The sequence below is a fragment of the Curtobacterium sp. ME12 genome (genome assembly GCF_903970855.1).
Lineage (GTDB): Bacteria > Actinomycetota > Actinomycetes > Actinomycetales > Microbacteriaceae > Curtobacterium > Curtobacterium poinsettiae_A.
The window spans coordinates 1-16,474 of record NZ_CAJCKD010000033.1 but is presented as its reverse complement, the minus strand read 5'-3'; the positions used below and the strand labels follow the sequence as shown (position 1 = coordinate 16,474).

At 72.2% G+C, this 16,474-nt stretch carries 20 protein-coding genes and 1 riboswitch; of the genes, 7 read left to right on the top strand and 13 right to left on the bottom strand.

The window, feature by feature from the left end:
• Positions 1-33: 33 nt before the first annotated feature.
• The 7 genes from nagA to H7A73_RS14365 form a co-directional block, all read right to left on the bottom strand.
• Positions 34-1,200 carry an N-acetylglucosamine-6-phosphate deacetylase gene (gene nagA, locus H7A73_RS14395; protein ID WP_182066595.1) on the bottom strand — a complete coding sequence of 389 codons (1,167 nt, stop codon included), beginning with the start codon at positions 1,198-1,200 and terminating at the stop codon, positions 34-36.
• Positions 1,197-1,604 (bottom strand): YrdB family protein, encoded by a 408-nt coding sequence (locus H7A73_RS14390; protein ID WP_182066594.1) that lies wholly within the window; start codon positions 1,602-1,604, stop codon positions 1,197-1,199. The genes nagA and H7A73_RS14390 overlap by 4 nt, the downstream gene beginning before the upstream one ends.
• 8 nt (positions 1,605-1,612) lie before the next feature.
• On the bottom strand, positions 1,613-2,473 hold the full coding sequence (purU, locus tag H7A73_RS14385; RefSeq protein WP_182066593.1) for a formyltetrahydrofolate deformylase: 861 nt from the start codon (positions 2,471-2,473) through the stop codon (positions 1,613-1,615).
• A 125-nt stretch (positions 2,474-2,598) separates the two neighbouring features.
• Positions 2,599-2,811: a hypothetical protein gene (locus H7A73_RS14380; protein WP_182066592.1), complete on the bottom strand. Its 213-nt coding sequence runs from the start codon at positions 2,809-2,811 to the stop codon at positions 2,599-2,601.
• Positions 2,812-2,918: 107 nt separating this feature from the next.
• Complete coding sequence (locus H7A73_RS14375) at positions 2,919-4,283, bottom strand: MFS transporter (protein WP_182066591.1); 1,365 nt, start codon at positions 4,281-4,283, stop codon at positions 2,919-2,921.
• A gap of 110 nt (positions 4,284-4,393) precedes the next feature.
• Positions 4,394-4,828, bottom strand: coding sequence for a MarR family winged helix-turn-helix transcriptional regulator (locus tag H7A73_RS14370; RefSeq protein WP_220456625.1), 435 nt, complete (start codon positions 4,826-4,828; stop codon positions 4,394-4,396).
• 56 nt (positions 4,829-4,884) lie between these two features.
• The gene (locus H7A73_RS14365; protein ID WP_182066590.1) at positions 4,885-5,352 is read right to left on the bottom strand and encodes a MarR family winged helix-turn-helix transcriptional regulator; all 468 of its coding nucleotides are present in this window, start codon (positions 5,350-5,352) and stop codon (positions 4,885-4,887) included.
• Between the two features lie 59 nt (positions 5,353-5,411).
• On the opposite strand from H7A73_RS14365, the gene H7A73_RS14360 reads away from it, so the two are divergent.
• Positions 5,412-6,299, top strand: coding sequence for an NAD(P)H-binding protein (locus tag H7A73_RS14360; RefSeq protein WP_182066589.1), 888 nt, complete (start codon positions 5,412-5,414; stop codon positions 6,297-6,299).
• 43 nt (positions 6,300-6,342) lie between these two features.
• Here the strand turns inward: H7A73_RS14360 and H7A73_RS14355 are convergent, their stop codons facing one another.
• Both H7A73_RS14355 and clpS read right to left on the bottom strand, forming a co-directional pair.
• Positions 6,343-6,816, bottom strand: a complete 474-nt coding sequence (locus H7A73_RS14355) for a DUF2017 family protein (RefSeq protein ID WP_182066588.1) — start codon at positions 6,814-6,816, stop codon at positions 6,343-6,345.
• Positions 6,813-7,118: an ATP-dependent Clp protease adapter ClpS gene (clpS, locus tag H7A73_RS14350; RefSeq protein ID WP_182066587.1), complete on the bottom strand. Its 306-nt coding sequence runs from the start codon at positions 7,116-7,118 to the stop codon at positions 6,813-6,815. The genes H7A73_RS14355 and clpS overlap by 4 nt, the downstream gene beginning before the upstream one ends.
• A gap of 38 nt (positions 7,119-7,156) precedes the next feature.
• A riboswitch (ZMP/ZTP riboswitch) is annotated at positions 7,157-7,241 on the top strand.
• A gap of 78 nt (positions 7,242-7,319) precedes the next feature.
• On the opposite strand from clpS, the gene glyA reads away from it, so the two are divergent.
• From glyA to H7A73_RS14330, 4 genes are all read left to right on the top strand, one after another.
• Positions 7,320-8,627 carry a serine hydroxymethyltransferase gene (glyA, locus tag H7A73_RS14345; protein WP_182066615.1) on the top strand — a complete coding sequence of 436 codons (1,308 nt, stop codon included), beginning with the start codon at positions 7,320-7,322 and terminating at the stop codon, positions 8,625-8,627.
• Between the two features lie 23 nt (positions 8,628-8,650).
• On the top strand, positions 8,651-9,562 hold the full coding sequence (locus tag H7A73_RS14340) for a tetrahydrofolate dehydrogenase/cyclohydrolase catalytic domain-containing protein (RefSeq protein WP_182066614.1): 912 nt from the start codon (positions 8,651-8,653) through the stop codon (positions 9,560-9,562).
• Between the two features lie 228 nt (positions 9,563-9,790).
• Complete coding sequence (locus tag H7A73_RS14335; RefSeq protein ID WP_182066586.1) at positions 9,791-10,243, top strand: hypothetical protein; 453 nt, start codon at positions 9,791-9,793, stop codon at positions 10,241-10,243.
• On the top strand, positions 10,240-10,776 hold the full coding sequence (locus H7A73_RS14330) for a hypothetical protein (RefSeq protein WP_182066585.1): 537 nt from the start codon (positions 10,240-10,242) through the stop codon (positions 10,774-10,776). The genes H7A73_RS14335 and H7A73_RS14330 overlap by 4 nt, the downstream gene beginning before the upstream one ends.
• 14 nt (positions 10,777-10,790) lie before the next feature.
• Here the strand turns inward: H7A73_RS14330 and galK are convergent, their stop codons facing one another.
• Entirely contained in the window at positions 10,791-11,930 is a 1,140-nt protein-coding gene (gene galK / locus H7A73_RS14325; RefSeq protein ID WP_182066584.1) for a galactokinase, read from the bottom strand.
• Positions 11,927-13,024 (bottom strand): galactose-1-phosphate uridylyltransferase, encoded by a 1,098-nt coding sequence (galT, locus tag H7A73_RS14320; RefSeq protein ID WP_027466639.1) that lies wholly within the window; start codon positions 13,022-13,024, stop codon positions 11,927-11,929. Before galT ends, galK begins: the two co-directional genes overlap by 4 nt.
• Positions 13,025-13,088: 64 nt before the next feature.
• On the opposite strand from galT, the gene H7A73_RS14315 reads away from it, so the two are divergent.
• Both H7A73_RS14315 and H7A73_RS14310 read left to right on the top strand, forming a co-directional pair.
• A complete protein-coding gene (locus tag H7A73_RS14315) occupies positions 13,089-13,943 on the top strand; it encodes a DeoR/GlpR family DNA-binding transcription regulator (protein WP_182066583.1) in 855 nt (284 codons plus the stop codon).
• On the top strand, positions 13,940-14,872 hold the full coding sequence (locus tag H7A73_RS14310) for an aldose 1-epimerase family protein (protein WP_182066582.1): 933 nt from the start codon (positions 13,940-13,942) through the stop codon (positions 14,870-14,872). The genes H7A73_RS14315 and H7A73_RS14310 overlap by 4 nt, the downstream gene beginning before the upstream one ends.
• 87 nt (positions 14,873-14,959) lie before the next feature.
• Here the strand turns inward: H7A73_RS14310 and H7A73_RS14305 are convergent, their stop codons facing one another.
• Entirely contained in the window at positions 14,960-15,280 is a 321-nt protein-coding gene (locus tag H7A73_RS14305) for a hypothetical protein (RefSeq protein WP_027466636.1), read from the bottom strand.
• Positions 15,281-15,456: 176 nt separating this feature from the next.
• Positions 15,457-16,293: an SGNH/GDSL hydrolase family protein gene (locus H7A73_RS14300; protein WP_182066581.1), complete on the bottom strand. Its 837-nt coding sequence runs from the start codon at positions 16,291-16,293 to the stop codon at positions 15,457-15,459.
• Between the last annotated feature and the right edge of the window lie 181 nt (positions 16,294-16,474).

Sequence of the window (16,474 nt, the reverse complement as noted above, 5' to 3'; positions counted from 1 at the left end):
GTCTGGGTCAACCCGAGCGCGTGGCGCCGTTCCTCAGCGCAGCTCGCGCCCGCTGCCCCACACGCGCTGCACCTCGAGCGACGGCGACAGCGCCACCAGGTCGGCGGCGAACCCCGGCGCGAGCCGACCCAGGCGGTCGCCGAGCCCCAGCGCGGCGCTCGGCACACTCGTCAGCGCCGCCACGGCCTCGGGCAGGGTCCGCCCGGCCAGCGAGACCGCGTTGCGGAGCGCCACGTCCTGCGTCAGCGTCGACCCCGCGATGGTCTCCGTCCCCGCGACGTGCGCGACCCCGTCGGTGACCGTGACGTCCAGCGACCCGAGCCGGTAGGAGCCGTCCGCAGCGCCAGCGGCCCCCATCGCATCGGTGATCAGCGCCACACGACCCGGCGTCGCCCGGAAGAGCGTGTCCGCCACGACTGGGTGCACGTGCACGGCGTCCAGGATGAGCTCGAGCGTCACGCGGTCGTCCGCCACGGCAGCGCCGATCGGCCCCGGTGCTCGGTGGTGCAGCCCGGGCATCGCGTTGCAGGCGTGGGTCAGGATCGTCGCGCCGGCGTCGAACGCGGCACGGGCCTGGTCGTACGTGCCGACGGTGTGGCCGACGGCGACCGTGACGCCGGCCTCGACGAAGCGGCGGACGGCGTCGAGGGCTCCGGGCAGCTCGGGCGCGATCGTGACCTGGCGGATGACACCCTCGCCCGCTCCGAGCAGGGCGTCGACCGCGGCGGGCGTCGGGTTGATCAGGAACGACTCGTTGTGCGCACCCTTGTTGTGCGGGGACAGGAACGGTCCCTCCAGGTGCACGCCGAGCACGAGCGGGTCGGTCGCCATCACGGCGCGGACGCGGGCCAGCGACGCCGCGAGTGCCGGGACCGGGTTCGCGACGAGCGACAGGACGGAGCGGGTCGTGCCGTGCGAACGGTGCATGGCGAGCGAACGGTCGAACGAGTCGTCCTCGTACGCCTCGGTGGCCCCACCGTGCCCGTGCAGGTCCACGAATCCGGGCGTCAGGACCGCGTCGCCCAGGTCGACGACCCGGTCGGCCGCGGGGGCCTCGGGGCCGGAGCCGGTCGCGTGGATCGTGTCGCCGACGACCAGGACCCAGCCGTCGGCCGTGGTGCCGGCCGCGTCGACGACGCGGGCTGCGCGGACCAGCGTGCGCTGGGCCTCCTGGCCGGTCTGGAGGCCCGTGGTGCTCATGCCGTCTCCTTGCGGAACGCGATCACGCCGCTCAGGGCGGCGATCACGATGAAGACGATCCCGACGACCGGGTGGCCGATGGAGATCCAGGTCGCGCCTGCGGCGACGACCAGCGCGACCTCGACGATGGTCTTGCCGACGATGTCGGTCTCGATCGGGGAGCGCGGCGACCGGAAGAAGTACCAGACGACCGCGGCGAACAGGGGAGCCCCGACCATGAACAGGTAGCCGGGGAGCGGGAGCTGCCACGACCAGTAGCCCCAGAAGGCCAGGGACAGCAGGCCGAACACCATCACGGCGATCCGCAGGACCATCCAGGCCTCGAACCGCCGTCGCGGCTGCCGGGCGGCGGCCGGGTCGGGAACCGATTCCCAGTCGACGGGGGACTGCGGGGCGTTGGTCATGGTGCTGCCTACTTGAAGATGATGGTGCGGGCGCCGTCGAGCAGGACGCGGTCCTCCGCGATCCAGCGCACCGCCTGGGTGAGCGTGCGGGACTCCTCGTCCTGCCCGATGGACACCAGTTCGGCCGGTTCCTTGGTGTGGTCGACGCGGACGACGTTCTGTTCGATGATCGGGCCCTCGTCGAGGTCGCTCGTCACGAAGTGGGCGGTCGCGCCGATCAGCTTCACCCCGCGGGCGTGCGCCTGCCGGTACGGGTTCGCGCCCTTGAAGCCGGGCAGGAACGAGTGGTGGATGTTCACGGCACGGCCCTCGAGTGCCGTGCAGAGCTCGGGCGACAGGATCTGCATGTAGCGGGCGAGGACCACGAGCTCGATGTCGTGCTCCTCCACCGCCTGCAGCACGCGCCGCTCCATCTGCTCCTTCGACTCGGCGTCGGTGACCGGACGGTGCTCGAACGGCACGGAGTAGAACGCGGCGAGCTCGGACAGGTCCGCGTGGTTGGACAGCACGAGGGGGACCTCGATCGGCAGCTGTCCGCCGCGCTGCCGGTAGAGCAGGTCGTTCAGGCAGTGGCCCGCCTTCGACACGAGCACGAGGGTGCGCAGCGGACGACCGACGACGTCGAGCTGGACGCGGGCGTCGTAGCGGGCGGCGACGGGGGCGAGCGCTGCCTCGAAGGCGGCACGGTCCACCGGCGCCATCACCTGCAGGCGCATGAAGAACGTGTTCGTGTCGGCGCTGGAGAACTGCTGCGACTCGGTGATGTTGCCCTGGGCGGCGACGATCGCTCCGGAGACGGCGTGCACGATCCCGGGCTGGTCGTCGCAGACGAGCGTCAGGGTCCAGTGCGTGGGGGTCGGGTCGGTCACCGGATCAGGGTACCGGCCGCGGGGGACGTGCTTCGTGAGCAGGGATGGTCGAGTGGGCAGCGGCGACTCGACCGTTCCTGCTCACGAAGCGTCAGGCGGCGGTGACGTTGCCGGCGCGCTCGGCGTCAGCGCCGGTGCGCGAGCAGGCGGCGGACGAAGTAGACCTCCATGCACAGGGCCAGGACCGTCGCGGCGACGCCGATGCCGACGTACGCGGAACCCCGGTCGGCGTTGACGATCGCCGCGATCGGGATGCCGATGCAGAGGATTCCGCAGATCACCACGTTCCAGATCGCGCCTGCCTTGGTGTCGCTGCTGAACCCGCCGCCGTTCGCCATGCCTGCGACGCTACCGGTCCGCGGGTGGCGAGGTGCTCCAGGGGGTCCGGAGGCCGTCGAGTGAGCGGAAGACGTCGGATGCGGGCGTGCGACCCGTCATCTTCTGCTCACTCGGCGTCAGACGCGGATGCAGCGGCGGTGGCGCTCCCGGCGTCGGCGTCCCGCAGGCGACGGTCGGCCAGGGTCAGCACGGTCAGGAGCACCGCGACGCCGAGGATCACCCACGCCAACACGTGCAGGTCCGGCGTCGTCGGGGCCTGGCCGAACACACCGCCGATGAGCGAGGACGCCGCGATCGCCCCGATGTACACCGCGGTGCGGGACAGCCCGGCCGCGGTGCCGATGTACTCCGCGGGGACGAGCCGGTACAGCGCCGCCTGGTTCGACACCGACGCCAGGGCCTGCGGCACCCCGAACAGTGCCGGGGTCAGCGCGAGCAGGACGACGGGTGACCCGGTGTGCAGGAAGAGCAGGAGCACACCGCCGACGATCGGCACCAGCGCGGCGACGACGAGCGGCCCGCGGACCGCGGTCTTGCGTGCGACCACGAACGAGGCCACCCCGGCGACGATCGCGGCCGGCAGCTGGATGTACCCGGCGACGTCGCTCGGGTAGCCCGCGACGTCCTGCACCCACTGCGAGAACCCGTAGGTCATCGTGTAGGCGAGCAGGTACGTCAGGAACAGGCGGCCGTACGTCCGGGACAACGCGCCGTTCCGGGCGAGCAGCCGCACGTCGACGAACGGTCGCACGGCCCGCAGCTCCCACGCCACCAGGGCGACGAGCAGCACGACGGCCACCGCGAGCAGCCACCACAGCCCGGCGGACAGGTCGAGCAGGAAGACGAGCAGCGCCGAGACGGTCCCGGTCATCAGCACCATGCCGAGCGGGTCGAGCGCCTGCAGCACCGGCAGGGCGGCGTCGTCGCGCGGGCGCAGCCGGTCGGACGGCAGCCAGAGCGTCGCCACGACGATGCCGAACACCGCGAGCGGCACGTTCACCAGGAAGATCGCGTGCCAGCCGAACGCGGCGATGAGCGCCCCGCCGAGCGGTGGGCCGGCGGCGGCGGACACGAGCGACGTGATCGACAGCGCCCCGAGCACGAGCGGTGGCGTCGGTTTCCGGATCCGGGCGGAGTGCTGCCGGAGCGTGGTGAGCGCCGCCGGGTACGCCGACGACGTCCCGATGCCGATGAGCACCCGGGCGAACACCGCACCGCCGAACCCGGTCAGGACCTCGGGCACCACCCCGGCGACGCCGACGATGACGAGCCCGGTCAGGAACACCTTCTTCGGGCCGAACCGGTCGGCGAGCTTGCCCATCGTGGGCTGCGCGATCGCACTCGCCAGGTACAGCGCCGCGACGAGCCAGATCGCCTGCGCCGCACCGATGCCCAGGTCGCGGGAGATCGGGGTGAGGGCGACCGACACCATCGTGGTGTTGATCGGGTTGAGCAGGGGCCCGACGAGCACCGGGATGAGGAGCTTCGGGCCGAAGCCGCTGCCCGTGGTCGTGTCGGGGGTGGTGGTGGTGGACGTGAGGCGCTTCTTCCGGTTGCAGGACTGGGAGCGGGGTGCGCGGGTCAGGGGTCGACGATCGGCCCGAGCAGGTCCATCGCCCGCGCGACGACGCGACGGTCCGCCTCGGGCAGGGTCGCGAGTCGCTCGGTGAGCTCGCGGTTCCGCGCGGCCCAGGCGGCCTGGCGGGCGTCCCGACCGGCCGCCGTCGCGCTGACGATCGACCGCCGGCCGTCGGTCGGGTCGGGCTGCCGCTCGGCCAGGCCGAGGTCGACCAGGGCCTGGACGGTCGCGCCCATCGACTGCGGTCGGACCCCCTCGGCTCGGGCCAGGTCGGCGATGGTGGCCGGCCCGTACCGCAGCAGGCGTCCGAGAGCGGCGGTCTGCGACGCCGTGACGTCGTCCGACTTCGAGGCCAGCAACGACCGCCGCAGTCGTCCGTGCATCCTCAGCACGGCGTCGGCCAGGTCGGTCGGGTCGGTCTCCGGTGCGTCGGTCACGTCCCGGAGGCTAGTCCGTCACCAGCTCACCTTGCAAGTTTGCCTTCCGATATCGGTCACGGAACGGCGGAACCGTCATCACCCGTGTCCGGCTCGAGCAACGGGAGCAGGGTCGCCGAGATCGGTTCCGCTCCGTCGCCGAACCACGCGTTGCTCGCCCGGACGATCGGGTGCGCGCGTGCCAGCAGCGCCTCGCCCTGGTCGGTCAGCCGCATCCGGGAGGCCCGTCCCCGGCCTGGTGCGGCGCCCCGCTCCACGAGTCCCCGCGTCGCGAGCCCCCCGATGAGCGTCGTCATGCTCTGCGGTCGGACGCCGACCGCCCGCGCCAGGTCGGCCTGGCTGCGCTCCCCGGCCACCGCGAGCTGGATGAGCGCCCCGAACTCGACGGGCGTCAACCCGAGTGGTGCCAGCTCGGCCGCGAGTCGGCGGGAGAGCGTCCGTGCGGCCCGGATCACCGTCCACGCCACGATGCCGTCGACGTCGACGTCGACGTCGTCGCGCGGGGCTGGGAGTTCCTGGGGCACGGGGCGATCGTACCGGCGTACGTTCTGGTATCAGGAAACTGATACCGGAACGGGTCAGTGTGACGGGAGCAGAGATGGGCGAGATCGTGGCGGTCACCGGCGTGACCGGGGACGTCGGGGGCAAGACGGCGGAGCTGCTGCGGGCGGCCGGGGTGACGGTGCGTGCCGTGGTCCGTCGGCCCGAACAGGTCGACGCGCTCCGGGCCCGGGGCATCGACGGCCGCCTGGCCGACCTGGACGACGAGGACGCGCTCGCCGCGGCGCTCGACGGGGTCGACCGGTTCTTCCTCGTGACCCCGGTCAGTCAGCGGCAGCGCGAGCAGGGCGCCACCGGGGTCCGTGCGGTGCAGCGGGCCGGGGTCGGTCGGATCGTGCAGCTGTCCGGCGGGGACGCCGCCGAGCACTCCCCGATGACGTGGGCGAGCGCCGCCTGGCACATCGACCGGCAGGTGCGCGCGAGCGGACTGGCGTGGACGATCCTGCACCCCTCGTCGTTCATGACGAACGTGCAGCCCTCGGCGCCGGCGATCCGACGGGGGTGGTTCCCGCACACCACGGGCCGCGGGGTGATCGGCTGGATCGACACCGAGGACATCGCCCGGACCGCCGCCCGGGTGCTGACGGAGGACGGCCACGACGGCACCGAGCCGGTGCTCACCGGGCCGGACCTGCTCGACGCGCGAGGTGTCGCCGCCGCGCTCGCCGCAGGGCTCGGCCGACCCGTGCGCCCCCTGCACCTGCCGAGCCGGGTCTACGCCGGCGCGCTGCGCCTGAGCGGCGTGCCCGCGTGGCAGGCCGAGGGGCTCCGGCAGCAGTTCGGCCGGGTCGTGCGCCGCGGCCTCGACGGCGTCGACGTCATAAGCGACGACGTCCTGCGCATCACCGGCACCGCACCCCGGAGCCTGGCCGACTGGGCGCGAGCCCACCGCGACGACCTGCTGGGGTGACCCACCGCGCCGGAGGTGATCCGGGCCTCCAGGCCGCGGACCGTCAGCGCGACGTGAGCGTGAGGACCAGGTGCTCCTGCACGGAGCCGAGCCAGTCGTAGACGTCGCGCAGGCCGACGCCCGCGTCGGCCTCGACGGAGCGCTCCTCGTCGTCGGCGTCCTCGATGCCCAGCCGGTCGGCGATCGTCAGCCGCAGGTCGGTGAGGGTGCGGAGCCACGCCTGCTCGTCCTCGGCGTCGAGCGAACCGTCGCGGGTACCCGTCAGCCAGTCGTGCACGATCGAGGCGTTCGTCGTCTTCTGCACGAGCAGGTCGGACTGCGTGTACTTCCGGAACTCCGCGCTCGCCTCGTCGTCACCCGGGTAGGCGTCCGGGAACATCCGCTCGGCGACCGGGTCCGCCGACAGGTCGCCGTCGAGCACCTGCCGGAGCTGCTCGGTGAGCGAGGCGAGCAGCTCGCGCTCGCCGGAGGACAGGCCGAGGTGCACGCCGTCGGCGCGGCGGACGAACGGGATCACGCTTCGGGGGCCTTGTCGACGGTCGCCTGCAGCCCGTAGCCGTGCATGGACTGCACGTGAGCCTCCATCGACTCACGCGGACCCGTCGCCACGATCGCCCGACCGTCGTCGTTCACCTGGTGCATGAGCCGCTCGGCGTGCTCGCGCGAGAACCCGAAGTGCCGCTGGAAGACGTAGGTGACGTACGACATCAGGTTCACCGGGTCGTCCCACACCACGGTGACCCACGGGGTGTCCGCCCGCGCACTGGTCCGTTCGTCCGTGGTGGTCCGTTCGTCCACGTCGGGCGAGAGCAGCGTCATGCACCCAGGGTGACACAGGGCGGGGTCGCTCGGTACGATCGTCAGGTCGCGACTGGCGTTGGATGGGTCACCATCGGGGAGCGACAAAGACACGGTGCGCGGCCGTACGCCTGGGCTGCACCGACCGACCGTCCGAGTGCGACCAGCTGGTCGTCCGCACACCGTAGGAGTCCCGTGTCCATTGCCGATCTGCCCCCGTTCGTGTCCGAGTCGGCGGAGGCCCCCGCTGGTGCCGTCGACCAGGCCGCGGCCCGCGCCGCCTTCAACGCCCCGCTCAGCGAGGTCGACCCCGAGATCGCCGCCGTCCTGCAGCAGGAGCTCGGCCGCCAGCGCGACACCCTCGAGATGATCGCGTCCGAGAACTTCGTGCCGCGCGCCGTCCTCGAGTCGCAGGGCTCCGTGCTCACCAACAAGTACGCCGAGGGCTACCCGGGCAAGCGCTACTACGGCGGCTGCGAGTTCGTCGACGTCGCCGAGCAGCTCGCCATCGACCGGGCGAAGGCCCTGTTCGGTGCCGCCTACGCCAACGTCCAGCCGCACTCCGGCGCCAGCGCGAACGCCGCGGTCCTGCACGCCATCGCCTCTGCCGGCGACACCATCCTCGGCCTCGAGCTCGCCCACGGCGGTCACCTGACCCACGGCATGAAGCTCAACTTCTCCGGCCGCATCTACAACGCCGTGTCGTACGGCGTCGACCCGGAGACCTTCGAGGTCGACTACGACGACATCCGCGCGAAGGCGATCGAGCACCAGCCGAAGGTCCTCATCGCCGGCTGGTCGGCCTACCCCCGCCAGCTCGACTTCGCGAAGTTCCGCGAGATCGCGGACGAGGTCGGCGCGACGCTCTGGGTCGACATGGCGCACTTCGCCGGGCTCGTCGCCGCGGGCCTGCACCCGTCGCCGCTGCCGCACGCCCACGTCGTGTCGTCGACGGTGCACAAGACGCTCGCCGGTCCGCGATCGGGCATCATCCTGTCCAACGAGGAGTCGCTCTTCAAGAAGCTGAACTCCGCTGTGTTCCCGGGCCAGCAGGGCGGCCCGCTCATGCACGTGATCGCTGCCAAGGCCACCGCGTTCCTGCTCGCCGGCCAGCCGGAGTTCAAGGACCGCCAGGAGCGCACGCTCCGCGGGGCGAAGGCGCTGGCCGACCGGCTCACGCAGGACGACGCCACGGCCGCGGGCATCGACGTCCTGACCGGTGGCACCGACGTGCACCTGGTGCTCGTCGACCTGCGCGAGTCCGAGGTCGACGGCAAGCAGGCAGAGGACCTGCTGCACGAGGTCGGCATCACCGTGAACCGCAACTCCGTGCCGTTCGACCCGCGCCCGCCGATGGTCACCTCGGGTGTCCGCATCGGCACCTCGGCGCTGGCGACCCGCGGCTTCGGCGACGCCGAGTTCGCCGAGGTGGCGGACATCATCGCGCTGACGCTCATGCCGAACCCCGACATCGACGCGCTCTCGGCCCGGGTCAAGGCCCTCACCGACGCGTTCCCCCTGTACGCGTGACCGCCACGTCCTCGCTCGCGCCGATGCCGCGTGAGCGCTGGGCGGGCGAGGGCAGTGCCGTCCGCATCGACGGCACCGCCCTCGCCGCCCGCACGCTCGACGACCTGAAGACCCGCATCGACCGGCTGCACGACCACGGCTTCCGCCCCGGGCTCGGCACGATCATGGTCGGTGAGAACCCGGGCTCGGTGTCCTACGTCGCCGGCAAGCACAAGGACTCGGCGCAGATCGGGCTCGACTCGGTCCGCATCGACCTGCCGTCGTCGGCGAGTGCTGCAGACATCCGAGCGGCGATCCTGCAGATGAACGACGACCCCCGGGTCACCGCGTTCATCGTGCAGCTCCCGCTGCCGCAGGGCATCGACCCGATCCCGATGCTCGAGCTGATGGACCCCGCGAAGGACGCCGACGGCCTGCACCCGACCAACCTCGGTGAGCTCGTCCTCGCCGTACCGGGCGGCGCGGGCACGATCGACGCCCCGCTGCCGTGCACGCCCCGGGGCATCGTCGCGATGCTCGAGGCGTACGAGGTCCCGATCCGGGGTGCCCACGTGACGATCATCGGGCAGGGCCTGACCGTCGGGCGCCCGCTCGGCCTGCTGCTCACCCGCCTCGAGGCGACCGCGACCCTGACGCACTCGCTGACCGCGGACGTCGCCGCGGAGTGCCGTCGCGCCGACATCATCGTCGCCGCGGCCGGGGTCGCCGGGCTCGTGGAGCCGGACTGGGTGCAGCCCGGCGCGGCCGTGATCGACGTGGGCATCACCCGCGTGGTGAACGAGGAGACCGGCAAGGCGAAGCTGCACGGCGACGTCGACCCCGCGGTGGCGTCGGTCGCGGGCTTCCTGTCGCCGACCCCGGGCGGCGTCGGGCCGATGACCCGCGCGATGCTCATGAAGAACGTGGTCGAGGCCGCCGAGCGGCACCTGCACTAGGCGCTGCGGGCGCGGCACGGGCGCTCGCTCGGGCGCTCCCTCGCCCCGCTTCGTGAGCAGGAATGGTCGGGTCCCGGTGTGCGACTCGACCATTCCTGCTCACGAAGGGCGGCCAGGAGGCGCGGCTCGCCCCCCGCCCCGTCGGTCCGGTCGCGGGGACGGCCGGGTCCGGGACCGCCCCTCGGACGGGCGGTTCTGCTGCGGGCCGTGCCGCGCTACGGTTCGAGCATGACCACGACCGCCGCGGAGCCACGGGGCCGCGAGACGTTGTTCACGACGGACGCCCGGAAGCTCGTCTGGATCACCCTGATCTGCCTGTTCCTGCAGGCGATCGGTCAGAACTGGTCGGCCGCTCCGCTGCTGCCGGGGAGCACGCCGGAGGCCTCTCCCGGGTCGGTGCAGTTCGAGGCGCGGCCGTGGATCGGCTGGGTCGTGCTCACGCTCGGCTTCGCCGTCGCCGGCTTCGTCGTCGGCGTCGCTCGACGCGGTGCTGCGCGCTGGGACCAGGACCGTGTGCTCGCCCTCGGTCTGGCCGGGGTCGTCGGCGTGACCGTGCTGGTGTGGGTGCTGTTCATCGTGCAGTACGAGTGGGTGTACTGGGCGGTCGCGCACGGCAACCTGCACCCGTTCACCATCGGGGACGTCTCGTCGTCGATCGAGCGTCCGGGGTACCAGCCGTGAGCGCCCCGCGAGGTGCTGGCGTCCCGACCACGGGGGACACCGTGCAGACCGCGCCCGTGATGGCGCCGACCGGTCGACGGCTCCGCCCGCGCGGGTGGGGACTGGCGGTCGTCGGCATCGGCGCCGTCGCGCTGTGGCCGAGCATCACCACGTGGTCGATCTCGGCCGACTACGGCGGGACGGACACCGCCGGCAATTGGATCGACAACGCCGGCAACCGGGTCGCCAGCGCGCCGCCCACCGTGCAGGTCGAGGGGCACACGGCGCCCGTCGCGCTCGCGGTCCTGTTGCTCGTCGTGGTGGTCGGCGTGTTCCTGCCGCCGACGCTCGAACGGCACGGCCAGCGAGCCCTCGGCGACGTCATCCGGTACGCGGCGTACCTCGCCGTCCCGGTGGTCGTCGTGGTCGGTGTGCTCGTCTACACGGTGTGGCAGGGTCACGTGGTGATGGACCAGGTGCAGCACGAGGTCCTGCGTCCACACGGGTTCCCGTGGGGCGGGGTCTCGGTCACGATCGGGCACATGACCCGCTGACTGGTCGCGGGCTGTCAGTCGCGGCGGGCGCCCTGCGCGGCGTGCACCGTGAAGACGGTCGGTTCGCGGTACCCGGCATCGGCGAAGGCGGCGGTGACGGCCGCGGCGATGCCGGTACGGGCCTCCCGGTCGACCAACGCGATCGCCGCGCCGCCGAAGCCGCCGCCGGTCATGCGTGCACCGACCGCGCCGTGCGCGACGGCCGTCGCGACGGCGAGGTCGAGCTCCGGCACGGAGATCTCGAAGTCGTCGCGCATCGACTCGTGCGACGCGACGAGCAGCGAACCGATCGCCCGCGGGCCCTCTTCGCGCAGCGTGCGGACGGTGTCGAGGACGCGCTGGTCCTCGGTCACGATGTGCCGCACACGGCGGAAGGTCTCGTCGTCCAGGAGCTCCTGCGCACGCGGCAGGTCCTCGACGCTGACGTCACGCAGGGCCTCGACACCGAGCACCTGCGCACCCTTCTCGCACGAGGCCCGACGAGCCGCGTAGCCACCGGTCGCGTGGGCGTGCTCGACGCGGGTGTCGATGACCAGGACCTCGAGCCCGTTCGCCTCGAGCGCCAGGTCGACGACGGCGGTGTCGAGCGTGCGGCAATCGAGGAACACGACGGCGTCCTGCTCGCCGAGCAGCGAGGCGGACTGGTCCATGATCCCGGTGGGGGCACCGACGGCGTGGTTCTCCGAGTACTGCCCGACGCGCGCCAGGGTCTTCCGGTCGAGGCCGAGTTCCCACAGGTCGTTGAACGCCAGCGCGACACCGCACTCGATCGCGGCACTGGACGACAGACCCGCACCGACCGGCACGTCGGACTCGATGAAGACGTCGAAGCCGGTCTTGTCGCCCAGATCGGCTCCGGCCTGCTCGCGCAGGGCCCAGGCGATGCCGAAGACGTAGGCCGACCAGCCGTCCATGGCCTCCGGCGACAGGTCGTCGAGGGACAGCGCCACCGGCTCGCTCGCGGGGTCGAAGGCGGAGGCGACGCGGATGCTCCGGTCGTCGCGCTGCGCGATGGACGCGGTGGTGCGACGGTCGATCGCGAAGGGCAGCACGTAGCCGTCGTTGTAGTCGGTGTGCTCACCGATCAGGTTGACGCGACCCGGGGCGGAGTACCGCACCGTCGGCTCGTACCCGTAGACCTGCTGGAACGTCATGCGCGCTCGACTCCCTGTCGGATGAACTCGGCTGCCTTCTCGGGAACGAGGTCCCCGATCCAGGCGCCCATGGCGGCTTCGCTGCCGGCCAGGAACTTCAACTTGTCCGCCGCACGTCGCGGCGAGGTGATCTGCAGCATCAGCCGCACGGTGTCGCGGGCGGTGTGCACCGGGGCCTGGTGCCACGCGGCGATGTACGGGGTCGGGTCGCCGTAGAGCGCGTCGAGCCCACGCGTGAGCCGGAGGTGCATGTGGGCCAGCTCGTCCTTCTCGGCGTCGGTCAGGCCGGCGAAGTCGGGGACGTGGCGGTGCGGCAGCATGTGGATCTCGATGGGCCAGCGCGCGGCGAACGGGACGAAGGCGGTGAAGTGCTCGCCAGCGAGGACGACCCGCTCGGAACCCCGCTCGTTCGCGAGGTGCTGCTCGAACAGGTCCGGGCCGAACCGCTCGATGCTCGCGAGCAGGCGCTGGGTCCGCGGCGTGATGTACGGGTACGAGTAGATCTGCCCGTGCGGGTGGTGCAGCGTGACGCCGATCGCCTCACCCCGGTTCTCGAAGGGGAACACCTGCTGGATGCCCGGCATCGCCGAGAGCGCGGCGGTGCGATCCGCCCAGGCCTCGACGACGGTGCGGGCGCGCGACTCGGAGATGGAGGCGAAGGACCCGGAGGTCTCGGGCGAGAAGCACACGACCTCGCACCGGCCGACCGAGCGGAGCTGCCGGTTCAGGCCGACGTCGCTCAGGGACTCGAGCGACTCGGGAGCGTCGTCGGCTTCGAGCAGCGGGCCGAACGACGGCGAGCGGTTCTCGAACACGGCGACGTCGTAGCGGCTCGGGATCTCGGACGGGTTGGCCGGGCTCTGGGGTGCGAGCGGATCCTGGTCGGCCGGCGGCAGGAACACCCGGTTCTGGCGGGACGCTGCGATCGACACCCACTCGCCCGTCAGGACGTCCTGCCGCATCCGCGCCGTCTCGGGCCGCGGGTCGAGCACGCGCTCGTCGATGCTGCGTTCTGCGGGCAGCGTCGAGTCGGCGTCGTCGAAGTAGAAGAGGTCGCGGCCGTCCGCGAGCTTCGTCACGCGCTTGGTGATCACCGGAACAGCCTAGCGCCCGTACGAAGCGTTGCGAAAGGCATCGGAAGCAAGTGAAACTGTCCCCATGACGGACGCCGACCTCTCGTTCCTCGCCGGCGCGCTGCCCGCGCCCCTGCGGCAGGACCGCATCGTCGCGATCGTCGACGGCGCCCCCGGGATGGTCCGGACGGCCGCGTTGGCCGCGTCCCTCGGCACCAGCGAGGTGACGGTCCGCCAGGACCTCGCCGTCCTCGACCAGGAGGCCCGGATCCGCCGGGTGCACGGGGGTGCGGTCCGCCTCGGGGCCGGGTCCACCGAGCGCCCCTTCGAGGAGACCGCCGTCGAGCACCAGGTGGCCAAGGCCGCCATCGGCCGTGCGGCCGCTGCGCTGGTGCGCCAGGGGGAGTGCGTCGTCCTCGACGTCGGCACCACGCCGGCCGCCGTCGCCGAGGCCCTCGTGGCGCGCACCGAGCTCACCGGCGTCACGGTCGTGACGAACTCCCTCACCACGGCGCTCGCGCTCGAGCGAGCTGTCCCGCGCTTCACCGTGATCGTCACCGGCGGCACCCTCCGGCCCCTGCAGCACTCGCTCGTCGCCCCCTTCAACGGCGCGGTCCTGCCGATGATCGCCGCGGACGTCGTGTTCCTCGGTGGCACCGGCCTCGACGTCGACCACGGCCTGACGAACGTGAACCTGCCCGAGACCGAGGCCAAGCGGATGCTCGCGGCGACGGCCCGGCGTACGGTCGTGGTCGCGGACGGGTCGAAGTTCGGCCGGGCCCACATCGGGGTCGTCCGCGCGCTCGAGGACATCGACGTCGTCGTCACCGCCGGGGCCGACGCCGCCGCGGTCGCCACGATCCGGGCGGCCGGGGCCCAGGTGGTCGTCGCCGACGGCGAGGACCGCACCGAACCAGCCGGAAGGAAGAACACCCCATGACCGCAGCACCCACGGGTGGCCAATACCGCCTCCACCACGCCGGACCCGACGGGGTCGTCGAAGCCGTGGTCACCGAGGTCGCCGCGGGCATCCGCGAACTCCGCGTCGCCGGCTTCGACATCACCGAGCCGTTCCCCGTGACCGAGCAGCCGCCGGGGGCGAACGGTATCGTGCTGGCACCCTGGCCGAACCGCGTCGCCGGTGGTGTGTGGGAGCTCGACGGCGAGCGGCAGCAGCTCGACATCTCGGAGCCGAAGTACGGCAACGCCTCGCACGGACTGCTGCGGTTCGCCCCGTACCGGGTCGTCTCCCAGACCGAGACGTCGATCCAGCAAGAAGCGACGATCCACCCGCAGCACGGATGGCCCTTCACCCTCGAGACGCGCGTGCTGCACGAACTCGTCGACGACGGCATCCGCGTCACGCACGAGGTCACGAACCGCTCGGGCGTCCGCGCACCCTTCGCCGTCGGCGCACACCCGTACCTGCGTGCCGGTGACACCCCCGCCGACGACCTGGTCGTCACGCTCGACGCCGCGACCGCCTTCACCGTCGACGAGCAGAAGGTCCCGAACGGTTCGGTGCCGGTCGAGGGGACGCCGTACGACCTGCGCCAGGGGCGACGTGCCGGGGACTCGGACCTCGACACCGCCTACACGGACGTCACCCCCGACGCAGACGGGATCCGCCGCACGACGATGCACGGGCCCGAGGGCGACGGTGTGGAGCTCTGGCAGGACGCCTCGTTCCCCTACGTGCAGGTCTTCACGTCGCGCGAGTACCCGCGCGGCGACGGGAAGGGCCTGGCCATCGCGGTCGAACCGATGACGGCACCCGCCAACGCCCTGAACTCGGGCGAGGGCCTGCGCTGGCTCGAGCCGGACGAGACCTGGACCGGTTCGTGGGGGATCCGCCGCGTCTGGTCCTGAGGACTCCGGTCGGCGCCACCGCTGACACGAGGAAGGCCCCGCCGGGTGTCCGGCGGGGCCTTCTGCGTTCGTGTCGGACGCCGCGCGTCAGCCGCGGCGCATCCGGAGTGCCTCGACCGCGAGGGACTCGGTCGCGTACCGGCCGACCTCGTGCGCCCACGCCGGGTCGTCGCCACGGAGCGCGATGAAGTCCTTGCGCTGCCGGCAGACGTAGCCGAGCACGGCGGTGGCCGTCGCGACCTCGATGAAGTCCTTGCGGATGTGGCGGGTCGTGACCTGGGCGTTGCGGCGGAGCGTGTCGAGCAGGAGCTCGTTGCTCATCGTCGTGTTGGTCGCTGCTGCGAGCTCGACGATGCGGCGCGCGTCACCGGTGGTGCTGGTCTGCGTGGCCTCGATGGGCTCGATCACGGTGTACCCCGTTCGTTCGTGGTGGTGCTGTGCTGCAGGATCCGGTGATCGGATCCGGGAACGACACTATCGGCGGCAGGCCAACAATCCGCTGAGGGCGGGCTGTGGTGGGCAGGGGATCTGCCATGAGCCCGCTGGGGACGGGTTGTACCCCGTTCAGGACTGGGTGATCTCGCTCAGACGCAACGGGCGCTGCCGACGGGTGCGGCGAGGGCATCGAGGGATTCGCTGACGCGGTCCGCCAGGTACTGGTAACCGGCGTCGTTCGGGTGGCCGCCGTCGACGGCGGAGTACCCCGGACTGTTGCTCGACGTGAACCACCTGCCGGCGAGGGCGTCGATGTAGGGCACGCCGGCGGCGGCGGCCCCCGCGGAGACCGACGCGGCGACGCCGACGGTCGAGTTCGCCCACGGGAGCGGTGCTGACGGGCCGAGCGCGACCACGACGGCGTCCGGCCAGGTCTGCTGCGCCGTGCGGAGGGTCCGCTCCACCGTGGCGCGGAGGGTGTCCGCGTCGACGAGCCAGTCGTTCTGGCTGCCCTGCACGATCACGAGTTGGGGGTCGAACGAAGCGTGCCGCTCGATGCGGGGCCCGTACGTGTAGTGCGACGAACCGGTCCGACCGGTGTCGACGTAGCCCGTGCCCGGGTACCCGTCGATCTTGGCCGTCCACCCACGGTCCTCGCTGAGGTCCTGCGCCCAACCGCGGAGTCCGCTGGCCGAGCCCCGACCCGAGGTGTACGAGTCACCCACGATCAGGACGCGTGACCCGGGCTCGATCGCCGCGGCGACGCGGTCGGCCGAGACGCCGGGGGCAGCGACGGCCGAGGCCGAGGTCGACGAGGACACCGGCTGGCAGGCACTCGAGACGCTCGGCAGGATCAGCAGGAGTCCGGAGACCCCGAGTGCCATCGCGCCGAGGGCGAGTGCCGGCACCAGCTTCCGGCGGCGTCGGCGCATCGTCGCCGGGCCGGTGGGGGTGCCCGGCCGCTCGCGCTGCGATCGTCGGCCCATCCGTCGCATTCTAGACAAGAGTGCGAAGCGAGACTGGGAGGCAGGCGGTCCTGACCAAGGTGTGGGCCCCGTGGGGCTCGAACCCACGACCCTCGGATGAAAAGCCGGCGTTCAGGAAGGTGTGGGCCCCGTGGGGCTCGAACCCACGACCCTCGGATGAAAAGCCGGCGTTCAGGAAGGT

Coding starts and splice junctions, on each gene's coding strand:
- galK (WP_182066584.1), bottom strand. CDS start 11,930: ATGACGTTCCAGCAGGTCTACGGGTACGAGCCGACGGTGCGGTACTCC.
- H7A73_RS14340 (WP_182066614.1), top strand. CDS start 8,651: ATGCCGCGTGAGCGCTGGGCGGGCGAGGGCAGTGCCGTCCGCATCGAC.
- H7A73_RS14315 (WP_182066583.1), top strand. CDS start 13,089: ATGACGGACGCCGACCTCTCGTTCCTCGCCGGCGCGCTGCCCGCGCCC.
- clpS (WP_182066587.1), bottom strand. CDS start 7,118: ATGACGCTGCTCTCGCCCGACGTGGACGAACGGACCACCACGGACGAA.
- H7A73_RS14390 (WP_182066594.1), bottom strand. CDS start 1,604: ATGACCAACGCCCCGCAGTCCCCCGTCGACTGGGAATCGGTTCCCGAC.
- H7A73_RS14380 (WP_182066592.1), bottom strand. CDS start 2,811: ATGGCGAACGGCGGCGGGTTCAGCAGCGACACCAAGGCAGGCGCGATC.
- H7A73_RS14300 (WP_182066581.1), bottom strand. CDS start 16,293: ATGGGCCGACGATCGCAGCGCGAGCGGCCGGGCACCCCCACCGGCCCG.
- H7A73_RS14335 (WP_182066586.1), top strand. CDS start 9,791: ATGACCACGACCGCCGCGGAGCCACGGGGCCGCGAGACGTTGTTCACG.
- H7A73_RS14310 (WP_182066582.1), top strand. CDS start 13,940: ATGACCGCAGCACCCACGGGTGGCCAATACCGCCTCCACCACGCCGGA.
- nagA (WP_182066595.1), bottom strand. CDS start 1,200: ATGAGCACCACGGGCCTCCAGACCGGCCAGGAGGCCCAGCGCACGCTG.